Genomic DNA, 16487 nt, shown 5'->3' on the forward strand with positions numbered 1-16487 from the left:
GGCGGCAAAAGCCTCTGCAACTTCTCTGACCCGCCAGGAGCGGGGAAGAAAGGAGCATGACGAGACGGTCGAGAGCGGAGACACGGGAGGCGGAAGCGCTTCTGGCTTCACGCGAAGGTTTTCGAAAACCTCCGGCCCTCCGTTCAGCCCCCAGCTGGGACCGGCAGATTGGCGGCGTCTATATAGCAATCCACGTGGAAGGCAAGAGCAGGCGGCAATCCCGGATGTCGCAGGGCCGGAAAACCGGCATGTGCGGCGATAGGACTCCGTGGTTCCCGGAAACCAGGCCTTAACCACCATGACAGGTTGTATGGGGTTGCGGCCCCGGCATCAACCGCCGATTCATCATGTCTGGCGCAAAAAGCGGCATCCCGCTGTCAGCAACGGGCTAGGCATTTCCGGGGGTAAGGATGCTTCTCAAGAAATTCTGGCGCTCGAAAAGCGGCAACTTCGCGCTTTTGCTCGGGATCGGCTTGCCGGCCATCCTGTCGGCGGTGGCCTTCGCAGCCGATGTCTCCACCATCATGCGGGCCAAGAGCAACCTGCAGAATGCGCTCGACGCGGCAAATCTCGCCTCCTCGCATCTCGGCGATCTGGACATCACCCGCACCGACGCCTTCAACCGCTATTTCCAGGCCAACGTAGCCGGACATGGCGAACTCACAAATGCGCGGGCCACGTTGACGGTCGACAGGGGCGTCAACTTCGTCAAGACGAAGGCCGTCGCCTCGGCTGACGTCGATTTGAACTTCGCCTTCCTGCTCGGTGAGAGCAGGCACATCGTGGTCGATGCCTCGGCGGTCGAATCGAACAACCAGCTCGAAGTCGTGCTGGTTCTGGACAACACCGGCTCGATGGCCGGCGCCAAAATTGCTGCCCTCAAGACAGCGACGGACAATCTGCTCAAATATCTGGAAGCGGCGCAATCACCGACGCGCAAGGTCCGCGTGGCGCTGGTACCCTTCGTCACGGCTGTCAATGTCAACGGCGACGGGTTCGACCCGTCCTGGATCGACATGGACGGCAAGTCATCCACCAATGGAATCAATTTCCCCGTCATCAACGACAAGCGTCCCAATCATATGGCGCTGTTCAGGCAGTTGATGAAAGATCCGGCCTCTGCCGCCAAATTGACGGGGTGGAAGGACGGCAAGGGGGAGGATACGGGTTGGAAAGGCTGCGTCGAGGCGCGGCCTGGTGTCCTTAATATCGCCGATACGCCGCCTGATCCACGTTACCCTGACACTCTGTTCGTGCCTTATTTCGCGCCGGACAGTCCGGGAAAGGGGACGAGACCTTCCAGCGGCTATTCAAACGATGCCTATCACTACAACAATTCCTTTATCGACGACGCCCCTGATGAGGCCAAACTTGCTCGGAATGGCGGACTGAATATTCTCGGAATAGACCTGAGCGGCTTGCTTGGAAGTGCTGCCGGGCTTTTGCGGGGTGATCTTGAAACAGTCGCCAAATATGTGGCGCCGCAGAACACCGCCATTGCCACCGCGGTCACAAACGATCCAAACGCCTTGCAATTGACGGTGGGGCCAAACCGGTCCTGTCCCTCGCCAATCGTCCCCTTGACCGAAGACTTTACAAAACTTCGCAACGAGGCCGCCAAGATGCTTGCATGGGCGGGGTCCGGCACCAATGTTTCCGAGGGCCTGGCCTGGGGCCAGCGGGTGTTGTCGCCGGGTGCGCCATACGCCGAGGGTACGCCTTGGAAGACGCCTGGGGTGAGCAAGATCGTCATGTTGCTCACCGACGGCGAGAATGTCGTCTACGGCGCCAGCAACGAGACGACCAAGTCAGACTATACGTCCTATGGTTTTCTCGCGGGCTCAACCTATGGCGCTGCCGGTCGGCTTGGATCGGACAATCAGACCACCGCCGCGCGCAATGTCGACGGATGGACCAAAAGCGTCTGCACGCAGCTGAAGAAGCAGGGCGCCGAAATCTACACGATGGTGCTGCAATCCGACACCGCCGCCAACCGCACGCTCTACAGCGCGTGCGCCTCGGATCCCAGCGACTACTATGCCGTCAACGATCCAAACAAATTGCCGAACGTGTTCCAGCAGATCGCCAACAAATTCTCGAAATTGCAACTGACGAATTGAACGCTCGACCCCGCTGGGCGGCATCCTGGAAGGATGCCGCGAATTTCAGCTCATATGGGCGACGACCTTGTCCACCGTTTCGGGGAAGAAGTCGGGCGCCGCGTGGCGTTTGCCGAACATCATGTCGTATTGCAGCAGCCGGAAGTCGCGGATCGCCGGGTCGATCTGCTTTTGCCGCGCCCAATCGGGCGTGGCTTCTCCCGCCGGCGTCAGCAGCAGATTGCGGTCGACCACGCGGTAGCGTTCGCGCATCTCGCCCAGGAAGCCGGTATAGTAGGGGTGGGTGATGCCGGCCGTTTTCAGGATGTGATAGGGCAGGAAGGCGGGACTGACGGCGCCCATGTCCTTGGCAGGGCCTGTGCGGTTCGACCAGATGACCAGTGGCGTCTGATGATGCTCCAGCGCCGCCTCGGCGGAAGCCTCCTTGCGCGGCGCGACATTGTCCTTCATGAACCCGGTCTCTACATAGACCGGCCCAAGCGGCGGCAGATGGTCGCCGAAGAAGGCGATGACGGTGGGGCGAGAGCGTTTCTTTGCCCATTCGACCAGGCGTTCGAGACCGCGGTCCGCGTCGGCCGAGCCCTCGGTGTAACTCAGCAGCGATTCACGCGCCCATTGGCTGATCGGGGCCTGCACGGTGTGGGTCGGATTATAGTAGCGGTTCGGCTCGTAAGGGCCGTGGTTCTGCAGGCTGACGGCAAAGAAGAACACCGGGGCATCGCTGGCATCGGCCTCGCTGATGATCTCGTCCGTCATCGCCGCGTCGGATGCCAGCGGCCCGCGCTTTTGCATCGGCGGCAGCGTCTCTTCCGATCTGAAGTCGTCGAAGCCGAAATCGGCATAGACCGCGCCGCGGTTCCAGAACCAGTTGGTGCCCGGATGGATGGCGCGCGCCCTGTAGCCCTCCCTCTTCAGGAAGGTCGCCAGCGACGGCGTCGGCGTGCGCACATATTGCTGGTAGGGGATGCTGCCGGCCGGCAGGAAGGCGTTGGAGAAGCCGGTCAGTGCCTCGAACTCGATATTGGCGGTCATGCCGCCGAATTCGGGTGAGAACATGGAGCCCGAACGCAGCGCCCGCACGTTGGGGATCGGATCGGGCGTGATGGTGACCCCGGGCAGCTTGGTCGGATCCCAGAAGGATTCGCTCATGACGACGATGATGTCGGGCTTTTCCTGGGGCACCGAGGCGGTCACCTGCGGCCTGTCGATGGCCGCGATCGCCTTTTCCGAATAGCCTGGCGGCGCCGAGACATGCGCCATCGGCACGTTCAGCGCGAAGGCGAGCGCAAAGCCGTTGGAGGCGTAATTTTCCTTCTGGTCCCACATGATCGGGATGATCTGCAGCCGGTCCCGGGTCCAGGAGAAGGTGGCATAGTCCATGATCGAGACGAAGAAGGCGAGCAGCGGCACGGCCAGCGTCAGCCGGGCGAGACGGCCCTTGCGGCTGAGTATGGGCACTTTTCGACGCCAGACCCGCCAGCCATAGATGAGCAGCGACAGGCCGGCGACGATGCCGACAATCATGGCAAGGGCAGTCATCGGACGGTCACGCACCAGAAGCGGCAGCAGCGCCACGATCTGGCGGGAGTAGAGGAAATCGGTCGGGTAGAGGGGATCGCCGAGATAATGCGATTTCTGGTGACCGATGAAAGCCAGCGAGAGCGTCAGCGGCGCGACGATCATCAGGCTTTGATAGCTGCGGCCGAAAACGGCATCGAGGCCGACCAGAACCAGTGCGAACACCACGATCGTGGTCCAGCCCGGCTTGAGCGGCTGCAGGAAGAAGGAAACCGTGCCGGCGAAGTCGCCGCGCACGATCAATTCGATGGCGAACACCAGGATGGCCGCGATCAGCAGGCTGGTCAGCCCATAGCGTATGGTCGGCCACTTCCGTCCCGGCAGGTAGCCGGTGGAAGGATCGTCTTCCAGAAACTGTGGCGCGGCTTTGCCTGCGCCTTTCGAAATCCTAGCCACTTTAACTTCCCCACCCAGCGACAGACCCGTCACTCGATTGTCATGGAATTGTCACGCAAAGCTAGCGCCTGTGGCGGAAATAAGAAGAGCCAGCAAACGATTCGTGAGCGGTTTTCATCAGGAGTGATCGCCAAAAAGCCTTTTGGAACAGGCACTCGGCCGGCAAAGCTGCCAAGGGGCCGGGTCGAACCGGGCTTGACTTGGCAGGCCGCGTTGCGTCACAGGCAGGAAAATTCGTGTATCAGGCAAGCAGAACCGAGCTTTGGGAGCCCACACATGGCCGTTGCATTCACCTTTCCGGGACAAGGCAGCCAGGCTGTCGGCATGGGCAAGGACCTCGCCGATGCCTTCCCCGAGGCGCGTAGGGTTTTTAGCGAAGTCGACGACGCGCTCGGCGAAAACCTGTCGAAGCTGATCTGGGAAGGGCCGGAAGAGACGCTGACGCTCACCGCCAACGCGCAGCCGGCGCTGATGGCCGTATCGCTGGCCGCGATCAGGGCCTTGGAAGCGCGCGGCTTCTCGCTGAAGGACAAGATTACCTACGTCGCTGGCCATTCGCTGGGCGAATATTCGGCGCTTGCCGCCGCCGGCTTCGTCTCAGTTGCCGATGCCGCCAGGCTGCTGCGCATCCGCGGCAATGCCATGCAAGCGGCGGTGCCCGCCGGCGAAGGCGCCATGGCGGCGATCATCGGACTGGAGCAGGCCGATGTCGAAGCCGCCTGCGCCGAGGCTGCCAAAGGATCGGTCTGCCAGATCGCCAACGACAATGGCGGTGGCCAGCTGGTGATTTCCGGCGCCAAGGCAGCGGTCGAACTGGCTGCCAAACTGTGCACGGAAAAAGGCGCCAAGCGAGCGCTGATGCTGCAGGTCTCCGCGCCCTTCCATTCGGCGCTGATGGCGCCCGCCGCCGAGATCATGCGCGAGGCGCTGGCCGGGGTAACCAAGAACGCGCCTGTCGTGCCGCTCGTCTCCAATGTCACGGTCACTCCGACCAGCGATCCCGAAATCATTGCGCGCCGTCTGTTCGAACAGGTGATCGGCCGCGTGCGCTGGCGCGAGACAGTGGAGTGGTTCGGCGCGAACGGCGTCACCACGCTCTATGAAGTCGGCGCGGGAAAAGTGCTTTCAGGGCTGGCCCGGCGCATCAACCGCGAAATCGCCACGGCATCGGTCGGTTCCGCGGCCGAGGTCGAAACCGCACTGGCGGCGCTCGGGTGAGGCGCCGCGACTGAATTTGACGAACTCACGAGGTTTGGCATGCCTGTCTCAATCCGTCTTTCTGCCGAAATCGAACAGCGCCTGGACTCCTTTGTCGCTAGGACAGGCCGCAGCAAAGTTGATTGTTTGTGCGAACTCATCCAGCGCGGCCTGGACGATGTGGAAGATTATGACTTGGCGGCCGAAGCTGCAGGACGCATTGGGCGAGGGGAAGAGGATATTATGAAAGCTGATGATTTCTGGCGCGGCTTGTATCGCTGAAGATATTCCGTTGGTGATGGCAATCGGATACCCGCGAGACGTATACAGATAAGGTTGCTCGCTGAGCTTCCGAAACCAAAGAGGAAAACACATGTTCGAACTGACCGGCCGCAAGGCACTTGTCACCGGCGCGTCGGGAGGCATCGGCGAGGCGATCGCCAGGGTGCTGCATGCGCAAGGCGCCGTCGTCGGCCTGCACGGCACGCGCGTCGAGAAACTGGAGGCGCTGGCCGCCGACCTGGGCGACCGGGTGAAGCTGTTTCCGGCCGACCTGTCGAACCGCGACGAGGTCAAGGCGCTCGGCCAGAAAGCGGAGGCCGATCTCGAGGGCGTCGATATCCTGGTCAACAATGCCGGCATCACCAAGGACGGGCTGTTCGTGCGCATGTCGGACGCCGACTGGGACAGCGTGCTCGAAGTCAATCTGACGGCCGTGTTCAGGCTGACGCGTGAGCTGACCCATCCGATGATGCGCCGCCGCCACGGCCGCATCATCAACATTACCTCGGTGGTCGGCGTCACCGGCAATCCCGGCCAGACCAACTACTGCGCCTCCAAGGCCGGCATGATCGGCTTTTCCAAATCGCTGGCGCAGGAGATCGCCACCCGCAGCATCACCGTCAACTGTGTCGCCCCGGGCTTCATCGAATCGGCGATGACCGACAAGCTCAACGACAAGCAGAAGGAGGCGATCATGGCCGCTATCCCGACGCGCCGCATGGGCACCAGCGCCGAAGTGGCGTCCGCCGTCGCTTATCTTGCCTCCAACGAGGCCGGCTACGTCACCGGCCAAACAATCCATGTGAACGGCGGCATGGCGATGATCTGATCGGGTCGGCCAAAGCATGCATTTCGGGCCGGGCCCGGGTATTCGCGGTGGCTTTGAGACGGCGACAGGCAACGCCTGGGCGGGCTGTGAAAAGCGACCATTTCGGCTTGGACGCCCACGATTTTTCGTGTAATGCGGCCCGCAACCCGGCGGTTCGGGCAAAAACCGGTCTGCGGCCATTGCGTTTCCGGCGGGACCATCTTTCAGCTTGATTAGCGGCATTCCGCCCGCTAACGAAGACAGACAACCAAAAGACGAGGATGCCCCAAATGAGTGACACCGCAGAGCGCGTCAAGAAGATTGTCATCGAGCACCTGGGCGTCGATGCCGACAAGGTGACGGAGCAGGCGAGCTTCATCGACGATCTGGGCGCCGACAGTCTCGACACGGTCGAACTCGTCATGGCGTTTGAAGAAGAATTCGGCGTCGAGATCCCCGATGACGCGGCTGAAACCATCCTGACGGTGGGCGATGCCGTGAAGTACATCGACAAGGCTTCGGCCTGACGCTTTCCGCAGTCATCACCGGGGAGGACCTGCGATGAGGCGTGTCGTCGTCACGGGCCTTGGATTGCTGTCGCCGTTCGGCATGGGCTTCGAGCACAGCTGGAAGGAACTTCTGACCGGCCGCAGCGCCGCCAAGCGCATCACCGAGTTCGAGGTGGAGGATCTTGCCTGCAAGATCGCCCATGTCGTTCCGCGTGGTGACGGCAGCAACGCCACCTTCAATCCCGAGGCGGTGCTCGAGCCGAAGGAACTGCGCAAGATCGGCGACTTCATCCTGTACGGGATCGCAGCCGCCGACGAGGCACTGAAGGATTCCGGCTGGCAGCCGAAGACCCATGCCGAGCAGTGCGCCACCGGCGTTCTGATCGGTTCGGGCATTGGTGGCATCGAAGGCATCGCCGAGAACGCGATGATCCTGAAGGAGCGCGGCCCACGCCGCATCAGCCCCTTCTTCATCCCCGGCCAGATCATCAATCTCGTCTCCGGCCAGGTTTCGATCCGGCATGGGCTGAAAGGCCCCAACCATGCCGTCGTCACCGCTTGCTCGACCGGCGCGCATGCGATCGGCGACGCAGCCCGGCTGATCATCTGGGGCGATGCCGACGTCATGGTCGCCGGCGGCGCCGAAGCGCCGGTGACGCGACTGTCGATCGCTGGCTTCGCTGCCTGCCGTGCGCTGTCGACCGAGCGCAACGACGCGCCGCAAACGGCTTCGCGGCCCTATGACCGCGATCGCGACGGCTTCGTCATGGGCGAGGGCGCCGGCGTCGTCGTGCTTGAGGAACTCGAGCATGCCAAGGCGCGCGGCGCGAAGATCTATGCGGAAGTGACCGGCTACGGCCTGACCGGCGACGCCTATCACATCACCGCACCGGCTGAAGACGGCGACGGCGCATTCCGTTGCATGACGGCGGCGTTGAACCGGGCAAAGCTGACGCCTGCCGATGTCGATTACATCAACGCGCACGGCACTTCGACCATGGCCGACACGATCGAGCTCGGCGCTGTCGAGCGGCTGGTCGGCAATGCCGCATCGAAGATTTCGATGTCGTCGACCAAGTCGTCGATCGGCCATCTCCTCGGCGCGGCAGGGGCTGCCGAAGCGATCTTCTCGATCCTCGCCATCCGCGACAACATCGCGCCGGCGACCATCAACCTTGACAATCCGGAGCGTGAGACCGCGATCGACCTGGTGCCGAACAAGCCGCGTGCCCGCCAGATCGACGTGGCGTTGTCCAATTCCTTCGGCTTCGGCGGCACCAACGCTTCACTGGTCTTCCAGCGCTACAATGGCTGACCGTCCGCCTGCCGGACGGCGCTTCGGCGTGTCGTCAATTTTGCCATATTCGCCCCTACTCTGCCGCAGGGGATTCGTTGAGAGATCAAACGGTAGGGCGAAATGAACACAAATCCGGCCGGCAACGGAGAGTTCGGGCAAGGGCAGGCAACATCGGGGCCGATCGTACCGAAGACAGCCGCCGAAGCCTTGCGGCCGGAGGCCGGCACGCCGCCGCCGAAGCGCTCGCGTGCTTCGCGCAGTCAGGTCGTCGTGTTCATGAACTTCGTCATCTCCTTGGTGATGCTGATGGTTCTGGCGGCGGGTATCGCGCTTTACTTCGGCAAGCAGGAATTCACCGAGCCCGGCCCATCGGCCAATGGCGACACCTTCCTGGTCAAGCCCAACACCGGCGTCCAGGATATCGCCGACCAGCTCGAGCGGCGCGGCCTGATCAGCGACGCCCGCATATTCCGTCTTGGCGTTAGGGCCTTCGGCAATGATTCGGCGCTGAAGGCCGGCGAATACGAGATCAAGCCCCGGGCGTCCATGCGCGACATCATGGAATTGCTGAAGAGCGGCAAGTCGGTCATGTACTCGCTGACCATTCCCGAAGGGCTGACAGTCGAGCAGGCGCTGGCGCGCATCGCAGGCGAGCCCGCCTTGAGCGGCGACATGCCGGCCACCGTGCCTCCAGAGGGCAGTCTCGCCACCGATACGCTGCGCTTCACGCGCGGCGCCACGCGCCAGCAGATGATCGACAAGCTGCTGGCCGACCAGAAGAAGCTGGTCGAGGAGGTCTGGCAGCGGCGCGCCGCCGACCTGCCGCTCGCCAGCATTGACGAGTTCGTCACGCTGGCCTCGATAGTCGAGAAGGAAACAGGCAAGGGCGATGAGCGCTCGCGCGTCGCCGCGGTCTTCCTGAACCGGCTGGCCAAGGGCATGCGCCTGCAATCCGATCCGACCATCATCTACGGTCTGTTCGGCGGCAAGGGCAAACCCGCCGACCGGCCGATCTATCAGTCGGACATCCAGAAGCCGACGCCCTACAACACCTATGTGATCAACGGCCTGCCGCCGACGCCTATCGCCAATCCCGGCCGCGCGGCGCTGGAGGCGGTAGCCAATCCATCAAAGACCGACGACCTCTATTTCGTTGCCGACGGCACTGGCGGACACGTCTTCGCCGCCACGCTTAACGAGCACAATGAGAACGTTGCGCGCTATCGAGCCCAGCAGAAGAAGCAAGTCGACGACGCGGCCAAGGCTGATGCCAAGGTGGAGGGGCAGACCGACGCGCCCATTGACGGCGACGCGGGGGCGGCCCAGTAGCGGCGCACGGTTTTTCCAGCTCGTCCACGCTATCGGTTGAAGACAGGAGCGTTTGGATTTATCGGGGCGCCTCGTAAGCCGATTGGCAGGCGGGCATTTCGGCTTTCTGAAGGTGCGCGAGGCCGGATCAAGCAGTATCCGTAATACGCGCCAGGGGGTATGCAGGCACCATGAATTTGCAGAGCATGACCGGGTTTGCGCGTGCTGTCGCCGAGCATGACGGCACCTCGATTGCCTGGGAGGTCAAATCCGTCAACGGCAAGAGCGTCGAGGTGCGGCTGCGGCTGCCGCAGGGCTTCGAGCGGCTGGAGCCGGCCATCAGGCAGACGCTTCAGAAACGTTTCGCGCGCGGCAATTTTCAGGCGACGCTGACCATCACGCGCGCCGCCGGAATGCAGTCCCAGCCCGTTGTCAACGAGGCCTTCCTCAAGGACCTGGCCGGGCTCGCCAAGCGGATCGAGGAACAATTTGGTGTTGCTCCTGCGACCGCCGACGGATTGTTGTCGCTGCGCGGCGTGCTCGATATTCCCGAGACCACCGAAACCGAGGATGTGCGCACGGCGCTCGACAACGCCGTCATGGCGGCCCTCGATGTGGCGCTGGAGGGGCTGGAGCGGTCCCGCGAGGGTGAGGGCGCGGCACTTCGCACGCTTCTGCTGGGCCACATCGACGCCATCGAGGCGCTGACGCTGGGCGCTGAAGCGGATCCGTCGCGCGAACCGGCGGCCATCCGCGAGCGCCTCGCCGAACAGGTGCGGCTCTTGATGGATGCTTCGGCCAACCTCGATGTCGGCCGCTTGCACCAGGAAGCCGCCTTCCTCGCCACCAAGGCCGATATTCGCGAGGAGATCGACCGCTTGAAGACGCATGTGACGTCCGGTCGTGCATGGCTTTCCGGCGGCGGCGCCATCGGACGCAAGCTCGATTTTCTAGCACAGGAATTTAACCGCGAATCGAATACGCTGTGCTCGAAGTCGAACGCTGCCGCGGTCACCGCCATTGGACTGGAACTGAAGGCCGTGGTCGATCAGTTCCGTGAACAGGTCCAGAATCTGGAGTAGCCGATGGTCGCCAGGGATTTAGGGTCCCGCATTCGCCGCCGGGGCCTGATGCTCGTGCTGTCGTCGCCGTCGGGCGCCGGCAAGTCGACAATTGCGCGCAACCTTCTGGAGAGCGATTCCAGCCTCGAACTGTCGGTCTCCGTCACCACCAGGCCGCGCCGCGGCTCGGAGATCGAAGGCGTTCACTATCATTTCCGCACCATGCGCGAGTTCGAGCGGCTGCGCGATTCGGACGCCCTGCTCGAATGGGCGGAGGTGCATGGCAATTGCTACGCGACACCGCGCGAACCGGCGGAACTTGCGCTCGCTCAAGGGCGCGACATGCTGTTCGACATCGATTGGCAAGGCGCCCAGCAGCTCAAGGAGAAGATGCGCGCCGACATCGTCTCGATCTTCATCCTGCCGCCGTCGATGAAGGAGTTGAAGGCAAGGCTGAAGCGCCGCGCCGAGGATCAGGAAGCGGTGATCGAGACGCGGCTGAAGAACGCGCGCAACGAGATCGAGCACTGGAAGGAGTATGATTTCGTCATCGTCAACGATGATCTCGATCGCGCCTTCGCCGAAGTGCGCGGCATCGTTGTCGCCGAGCGGTTGCGGCGCGATCGTCGGCCCGGCTTGTTCGACTTCGTCTCGGGACTTTTGGACGAGAAGACGAGCTAGCCTTTCCTTTGCCCACGAAGATGGGCCGGCGGACAAGCCGAAGGCCGGCAGCACCAAACGATGTGCCCGGGCAGGTCGCGCCTGCAAGATGCGCTTTTCGGCGCCATAAATCAGACAATTGACGAAGAGGGCAGCGCCCCTAGTTTCTCCCGCACGAACGCGTCCGCGGCGCCGGTAACGGCCGGGGCGGCAGCGTTTCAGCGTACCGCCATGAGGGAGAGCAGATCTTGAAACGCTTCTGGCTGGGCGTTCTTGCCATCATCATTGTCTGCGGCGCCGGATTTTTCGCCTATGCCTGGAAGCCGGCAATCGATCCTGTCGAGCCGCCGCAACGTTCGTCGTTCGACCCGGCGTTGATCGAGAAAGGCGCTGTGCTGGCCTCGGTCGGCAATTGCACCTCCTGCCACACCAGGCCCGGTGAAAAGTCCTATGCCGGCGGGCTCGCCGTGCCGACGCCGTTCGGCACCATCTATTCGACCAACATCACGCCAGATCCGCAGACCGGCATAGGCCGTTGGTCGCAGGCAGCCTTCAACCGCGCCATGCGCGAAGGCGTCGACCGCGAGGGCAGGCATCTCTACCCGGCCTTCCCATTCGATCATTTCACGCGTGTCTCCGATGAGGACAACCGCGCGCTCTACGCCTATCTGATGACGCGCCAGCCGGTGAACAACCCGCCGCCTCCGAACGAGTTGCCTTTCCCGCTCGATATGCGCCTGGTGCTGGCCGGCTGGAAGCTGCTGTTCTTCGACAGGGGCGCCTATCAAAACGATGCGTCGCAAAGCACGCAGTGGAACCGCGGCGCCTATCTGGTCGATGGGCTCGGTCATTGCGGCGCCTGCCACACGCCGCGCAATCGGTTCGGCGCGGAAGAGAAGGGGTCGCACATGGCCGGCGGCGAGGCCGAAGGCTGGACGGCCTTTGCGCTCGAGGGCACTTCACCGGCGCCGATACCGTGGACGCATGACAGCCTGTTTGCCTATCTCAGGCAAGGCTGGCATGCCGACCACGGCGTCGCCAATGGCCCGATGGGCGAAGTGACGGGCAATCTCGGCCGGCTTCCCGATGCCGACATCGACGCCATGGCCACTTACGTCATGTCGCTCATGGGCGAACCATCCGCCGAACGGACGGCCGCCGCGCGGGCCATCCGCGGCCGCGCCGCGGCCGACCCGGCGTCGACCGCCGGCGTGGCGCCGACATCCGCCGATACGCCGGCGGCGCGTGGAGCCGTCATCTACCAGGCGGCATGCGCCACCTGCCACGACGGCAGCCGTCCGCCGCCTTTCGGCGGTATCAATTTCCATCTGTCGAGCGCGGTCAACGCGCCAGATCCGCAGAACGTCATCAACACGGTGCTGTTTGGCCTGCCGGCGGCGAGTGGGCGCCCGAGCGCCATCATGCCGGGATTCGCAGCGACGCTGAAGGACGACCAGGTGAATAACCTGCTGGCCTATCTGCGCGATGCCTTTGCCGGCAAGCCGGCCTGGCAGGATGCGGCCGCCAGGATCGCCGACACCAGGAGCGGAAAATACCAAGTCAGCGTCCGGCCCTCGGACGGCATCGAGCGCGGCCCGGACAATGTAGGAGCGAAGGACAGATGATCAATCTCAACGTCAACGGCATCTCCCACCACGTCGACGTCGATCCCGCGACGCCGCTGCTTTACGTGCTGCGCAACGATTTGAAGCTGAACGGCGCCAAGTTCGGCTGCGGCCTTGGCCAATGCGGCGCCTGCACGGTGATGGTGGACGGCAAGCCCGTCTTCTCCTGCCTGACGCCAGCGATGCTGGTGGAGGGCCGCGAGGTCAAGACCGTCGAGGGCTTGGGCACGATCGAGAACCCGGGTCCGATGCAGAAAGCGTTCATCGAGGAGCAGGCGGCGCAATGCGGTTATTGCATCGCCGGCATGATGATGCGGGCGCAAGCGCTGCTCGAGGCCAAACCCGATGCCGGTGAGGCCGATATCAGGCAGGCGCTGGAGCCCAACCTCTGCCGCTGTGGCACGCATATGCGCATCCTGCGGGCAGTGAGTCGCGCGCGCGACCTGATGAAATCGAAATCGGCCGGCCTCGCGCCGGCCGCGGCCGCAGGGAGGGCATGATGAACGCGCCGACCTTTCCCGACCTGACACGACGCGGCTTTCTCGCCGGGACCGGCGCGCTGGTCGTGTCCTTCACCATTCCCGTGCAGGCTCAGGAGGCGGCGCCCTCGGCACAGACGCCCGCGACGCCGGCCCCGGCCAAGAAACTGCCGGGCAGCCTTGCCGATACCCCCTCGCTCGACGCCTGGATCAGGTTGGATGCCGACGGTTCGATCACCGTCTTCACCGGCAAGGCCGAGCTCGGCCAAGGCACCAGGACGTCGCTGCGCCAGATCGCCGCCGAAGAACTGGAGGTCGAGCCGGCGGCCATCAAGCTCATCACCGCCGATACCGCGCTGACGCCGAACGAGGGCTATACCGCCGGCAGCCAGACGATCCAGAACAGCGGCACCGCCATACGCTACGCCTCGGCGCAGGTGCGCCAGATCCTGGTCGCCAAGGCCAGCGAGAAGCTCGGTGTTCCGGCCGACCAGCTCAAGGCGGCAAGCGGCAGGATCGCCGGGCCGGACGGGAAGTCCGTGGGCTATGGCGAACTCGTGGTAGCGGATTTGCTGCATGTGGACGCATCGGCCGACACGGCGCTGAAATCGCCGGACAGCTATCACGCGATCGGCAAGCCGTTTGCCCGCGTCGATATTCCGGCAAAGGTGACGGGCGGCGAGGCCTACGTCCAGGACATGCGGCTTCCCGGCATGGTGCATGCCCGCGTCGTTCGCCCACCAAGCTATTTGGCCAAGCTCGTCAGCGTCGACGAGGCCGCCATCAAGACGATGCCGGGCGTGGTGGCGGTGATCCGCGACGGCGACTTCCTGGCCGTGGTGGCCAGGCAGGAATTCCAGGCGGTCCAGGCCATGCGCGCCATGGCCGCCAAGGCGAAGTGGCAGGAGCAGCCGGCCTTGCCGGACCAGGACAATATCCCCGCCTTCCTCGAACGCTCGGTCGCCGAGGTCGGCACCGTGACTTCGGTCGGCGCGGACACGGCAGCCGGCGCAAAGACGCTGCAGGCGCAGTTCACCCGCGCCTACCAGATGCATGGGTCGATCGGCCCCTCGGCTGCCGTTGCCCTGTCGGACAAGGGTCTCATCACGGTGTGGACGCACACTCAAGGCGTTTATCCAGACCGCAAGGCGATCGCCGAGATGCTCGGCGTCGGACCGGAAAAGGTGCGCTGCATCCACACCGAGGGATCAGGCTGCTACGGCCACAATGGCGCCGACGACGCGGCGGCCGACGCCGCGCTGATCGCGCAGGCGCTGCCCGGCACGCCGGTGCGCGTGCAGTGGATGCGCGATCAGGAGCATTTGTGGGAGCCCTATGGCCCTGGCATGCTGACGCGCGCCAGCGCAACGCTCGACGCCGGCGGCAAGATCGTCAACTGGCACTATGATCTGTGGAGCAACAGTCACGGCACGCGGCCGGGAACGGCAGGTTCGCTGATCGCCGGCCGGCTGGTGGCGAAGCATTTCCCGCCCGATCCGGCCAAGCTGCAGATCTCGCCGCTCGGCAATGGCGACCGCAACGCCATCCCGCTATACGATGTGCCGAACCAGCGGGTGAACTGGCATTTCGTCGCCGACATGCCGGTGCGCGTCTCGTCCCTGCGCGGTCTCGGCGCCTACTGCAACGTCTTCTCGATCGAAAGCTTCATGGACGAGCTGGCCCTCGCGGCCGGCGCCGACCCCGTGGAATACCGGCTGAGGCACATGAAGGACCCGCGCGCCAGGAAGGTGATCGAGGTTGCGGCTCAAAAATTCGGCTGGAGCAATGATCCTATGCCGGAGGGCCGCGGTCGAGGGTTCGCCTTCGCCAAGTACAAGAACCACGCCGCCTATCTCGCAGTCGCGCTTGAAGCGGAGGTCGATCGCGACAGCGGCGCGATCGCTATCTCGCATGTGGTCTCGGCGGTCGACTGCGGCGAAGCGGTGGCGCCGGATTCGATCATCAACCAGACCGAAGGCGGTATCTTGCAGTCGCTGAGCTGGACGCTTTACGAGGCCGTCCATTTCGACGACACCCGCATCCTGAGCGCGGATTGGTCGGCCTATCCGATCCTGCGCTTCAGCGCCGTTCCGGACAGCGTGGAAGTGCATGTCGTCGACAATCCCGGCACGCCCTATCTCGGCGTCGCGGAAGCAGCGCAGGGCCCGACAGCCGGCGCGATCGCCAACGCCTTCCGCCATGCGGCGGGAAAACGCATCTATGACCTGCCCTACACGCGCGAGCGCGTGAAAGCGGTGTTGGGCGTCTAGTTCGAAGCGTGCGCTCGACAAGGATCGGATTGCGCGGCGCTTCCACGGCCGGCGGCGCTACACCGCATTGGTCAGCCGCACGAACTCCTCGACATCGAGCGTCTCGGCGCGCCGGGTCGGGTCGATCCCGGCGCGTTCGAGCAGGGCTTCGCCGCCGAGGCTCTTAACGCTCTGCCGCAGCATCTTTCGGCGCTGGCCGAAGGCGGCTTCCGTGACGCGGCCGAGTTTTTTCACGTCGGCATGTAGCGGTGTCACACGCGGCTCGAGATGGACCACGGAGGAGGTCACCTTGGGCGGCGGTGTGAACGCCTGGGGCGGCACGTCGAACGCTATCCTGGCCTGCGTGCGCCACCCCGCCAGCACGCCGAGCCTGCCATAGGCTTCGCTGCCAGGCGCGGCGACGATACGCTGGGCCACCTCACGCTGGAACATCAGGGTCATCGAGGCATAGAAGGGAGGCCAATCCGCGACGGTCAGCCAGCGGACCAGCAGTTCCGTGCCGATATTGTAGGGCAGGTTGGCCACGATCCTGACCGGACCGCCGTCTCCGGCGGTCGCGGCAAGCGTCGGGAAGTCGATCTTCAGAGCGTCGCCGGAAACGACCTCCAGCCGTCCGGGATAATGGGCCGATATCTCGGCGAGGGCCGCCAGGCAGCGTTCGTCGCGCTCGATGGCGACGACCTTGCGCGCGCCGTTGAAAAGCAGGGCCCTTGTCAACCCGCCAGGGCCGGGGCCGACCTCGATTACGGTCGTCTCCGCCAGGCTGCCGGCGGCGCGCGCTATCTTGCCGGTCAGGTTGAGGTCGAACAGAAAATTCTGGCCCAGTGCCTTCTTTGCCTGCAAACCGTGGCGCTCGATGACCTCGCGCAGCGGCGGCAGCCCATCCATGCTCATGAG

General features: G+C 64.0%; 14 protein-coding genes. 12 read left to right on the forward strand and 2 right to left on the reverse strand.

All coding sequences use genetic code 11. The features are described from left to right. Positions 1-410 precede the first annotated feature (410 nt). Complete coding sequence (locus tag FJ428_RS03940) at positions 411-2120, forward strand: pilus assembly protein (RefSeq protein WP_140517845.1); 1710 nt, start codon at positions 411-413, stop codon at positions 2118-2120. A gap of 45 nt (positions 2121-2165) precedes the next feature. Here the strand turns inward: FJ428_RS03940 and FJ428_RS03945 are convergent, their stop codons facing one another. Beyond that, on the reverse strand, positions 2166-4094 hold the full coding sequence (locus FJ428_RS03945) for an LTA synthase family protein (protein ID WP_224519187.1): 1929 nt from the start codon (positions 4092-4094) through the stop codon (positions 2166-2168). Between the two features lie 276 nt (positions 4095-4370). Here FJ428_RS03945 and fabD point away from each other — a divergent pair, with 276 nt between their 5' ends. The 11 genes from fabD (at position 4371) to FJ428_RS04000 (ending at position 15590) form a co-directional block, all read left to right on the forward strand. Further along, positions 4371-5312: an ACP S-malonyltransferase gene (fabD, locus tag FJ428_RS03950; protein ID WP_140517846.1), complete on the forward strand. Its 942-nt coding sequence runs from the start codon at positions 4371-4373 to the stop codon at positions 5310-5312. A 39-nt stretch (positions 5313-5351) separates the two neighbouring features. Continuing rightward, complete coding sequence (locus tag FJ428_RS03955) at positions 5352-5573, forward strand: CopG family transcriptional regulator (RefSeq protein ID WP_140633420.1); 222 nt, start codon at positions 5352-5354, stop codon at positions 5571-5573. A gap of 91 nt (positions 5574-5664) precedes the next feature. Continuing rightward, the gene (fabG, locus tag FJ428_RS03960; RefSeq protein WP_140878958.1) at positions 5665-6402 is read left to right on the forward strand and encodes a 3-oxoacyl-[acyl-carrier-protein] reductase; all 738 of its coding nucleotides are present in this window, start codon (positions 5665-5667) and stop codon (positions 6400-6402) included. A 269-nt stretch (positions 6403-6671) separates the two neighbouring features. Then, positions 6672-6908, forward strand: a complete 237-nt coding sequence (locus tag FJ428_RS03965) for an acyl carrier protein (RefSeq protein WP_006203723.1) — start codon at positions 6672-6674, stop codon at positions 6906-6908. A gap of 34 nt (positions 6909-6942) precedes the next feature. After that, positions 6943-8205 carry a beta-ketoacyl-ACP synthase II gene (gene fabF, locus FJ428_RS03970; RefSeq protein WP_140494455.1) on the forward strand — a complete coding sequence of 421 codons (1263 nt, stop codon included), beginning with the start codon at positions 6943-6945 and terminating at the stop codon, positions 8203-8205. A gap of 102 nt (positions 8206-8307) precedes the next feature. Next, positions 8308-9516, forward strand: coding sequence for an endolytic transglycosylase MltG (gene mltG, locus FJ428_RS03975; RefSeq protein WP_140494453.1), 1209 nt, complete (start codon positions 8308-8310; stop codon positions 9514-9516). 170 nt (positions 9517-9686) lie between these two features. Beyond that, positions 9687-10577 (forward strand): YicC/YloC family endoribonuclease, encoded by an 891-nt coding sequence (locus FJ428_RS03980; RefSeq protein ID WP_140878959.1) that lies wholly within the window; start codon positions 9687-9689, stop codon positions 10575-10577. Positions 10578-10580: 3 nt separating this feature from the next. Further along, the gene (gene gmk, locus FJ428_RS03985; RefSeq protein ID WP_140494448.1) at positions 10581-11237 is read left to right on the forward strand and encodes a guanylate kinase; all 657 of its coding nucleotides are present in this window, start codon (positions 10581-10583) and stop codon (positions 11235-11237) included. A 227-nt stretch (positions 11238-11464) separates the two neighbouring features. Next, a complete protein-coding gene (locus FJ428_RS03990) occupies positions 11465-12841 on the forward strand; it encodes a c-type cytochrome (RefSeq protein ID WP_140555750.1) in 1377 nt (458 codons plus the stop codon). After that, a complete protein-coding gene (locus tag FJ428_RS03995) occupies positions 12838-13341 on the forward strand; it encodes a (2Fe-2S)-binding protein (protein ID WP_140555748.1) in 504 nt (167 codons plus the stop codon). Before FJ428_RS03990 ends, FJ428_RS03995 begins: the two co-directional genes overlap by 4 nt. Beyond that, a complete protein-coding gene (locus FJ428_RS04000; RefSeq protein WP_140686384.1) occupies positions 13341-15590 on the forward strand; it encodes a molybdopterin cofactor-binding domain-containing protein in 2250 nt (749 codons plus the stop codon). Before FJ428_RS03995 ends, FJ428_RS04000 begins: the two co-directional genes overlap by 1 nt. 57 nt (positions 15591-15647) lie before the next feature. Here FJ428_RS04000 and rsmA read toward each other — a convergent pair whose 3' ends face one another. Continuing rightward, positions 15648-16484 (reverse strand): 16S rRNA (adenine(1518)-N(6)/adenine(1519)-N(6))-dimethyltransferase RsmA, encoded by an 837-nt coding sequence (gene rsmA, locus FJ428_RS04005; RefSeq protein WP_140878960.1) that lies wholly within the window; start codon positions 16482-16484, stop codon positions 15648-15650. Between the last annotated feature and the right edge of the window lie 3 nt (positions 16485-16487).

Source organism: Mesorhizobium sp. B2-8-1 (assembly GCF_006440955.1).
Classification (GTDB): domain Bacteria; phylum Pseudomonadota; class Alphaproteobacteria; order Rhizobiales; family Rhizobiaceae; genus Mesorhizobium.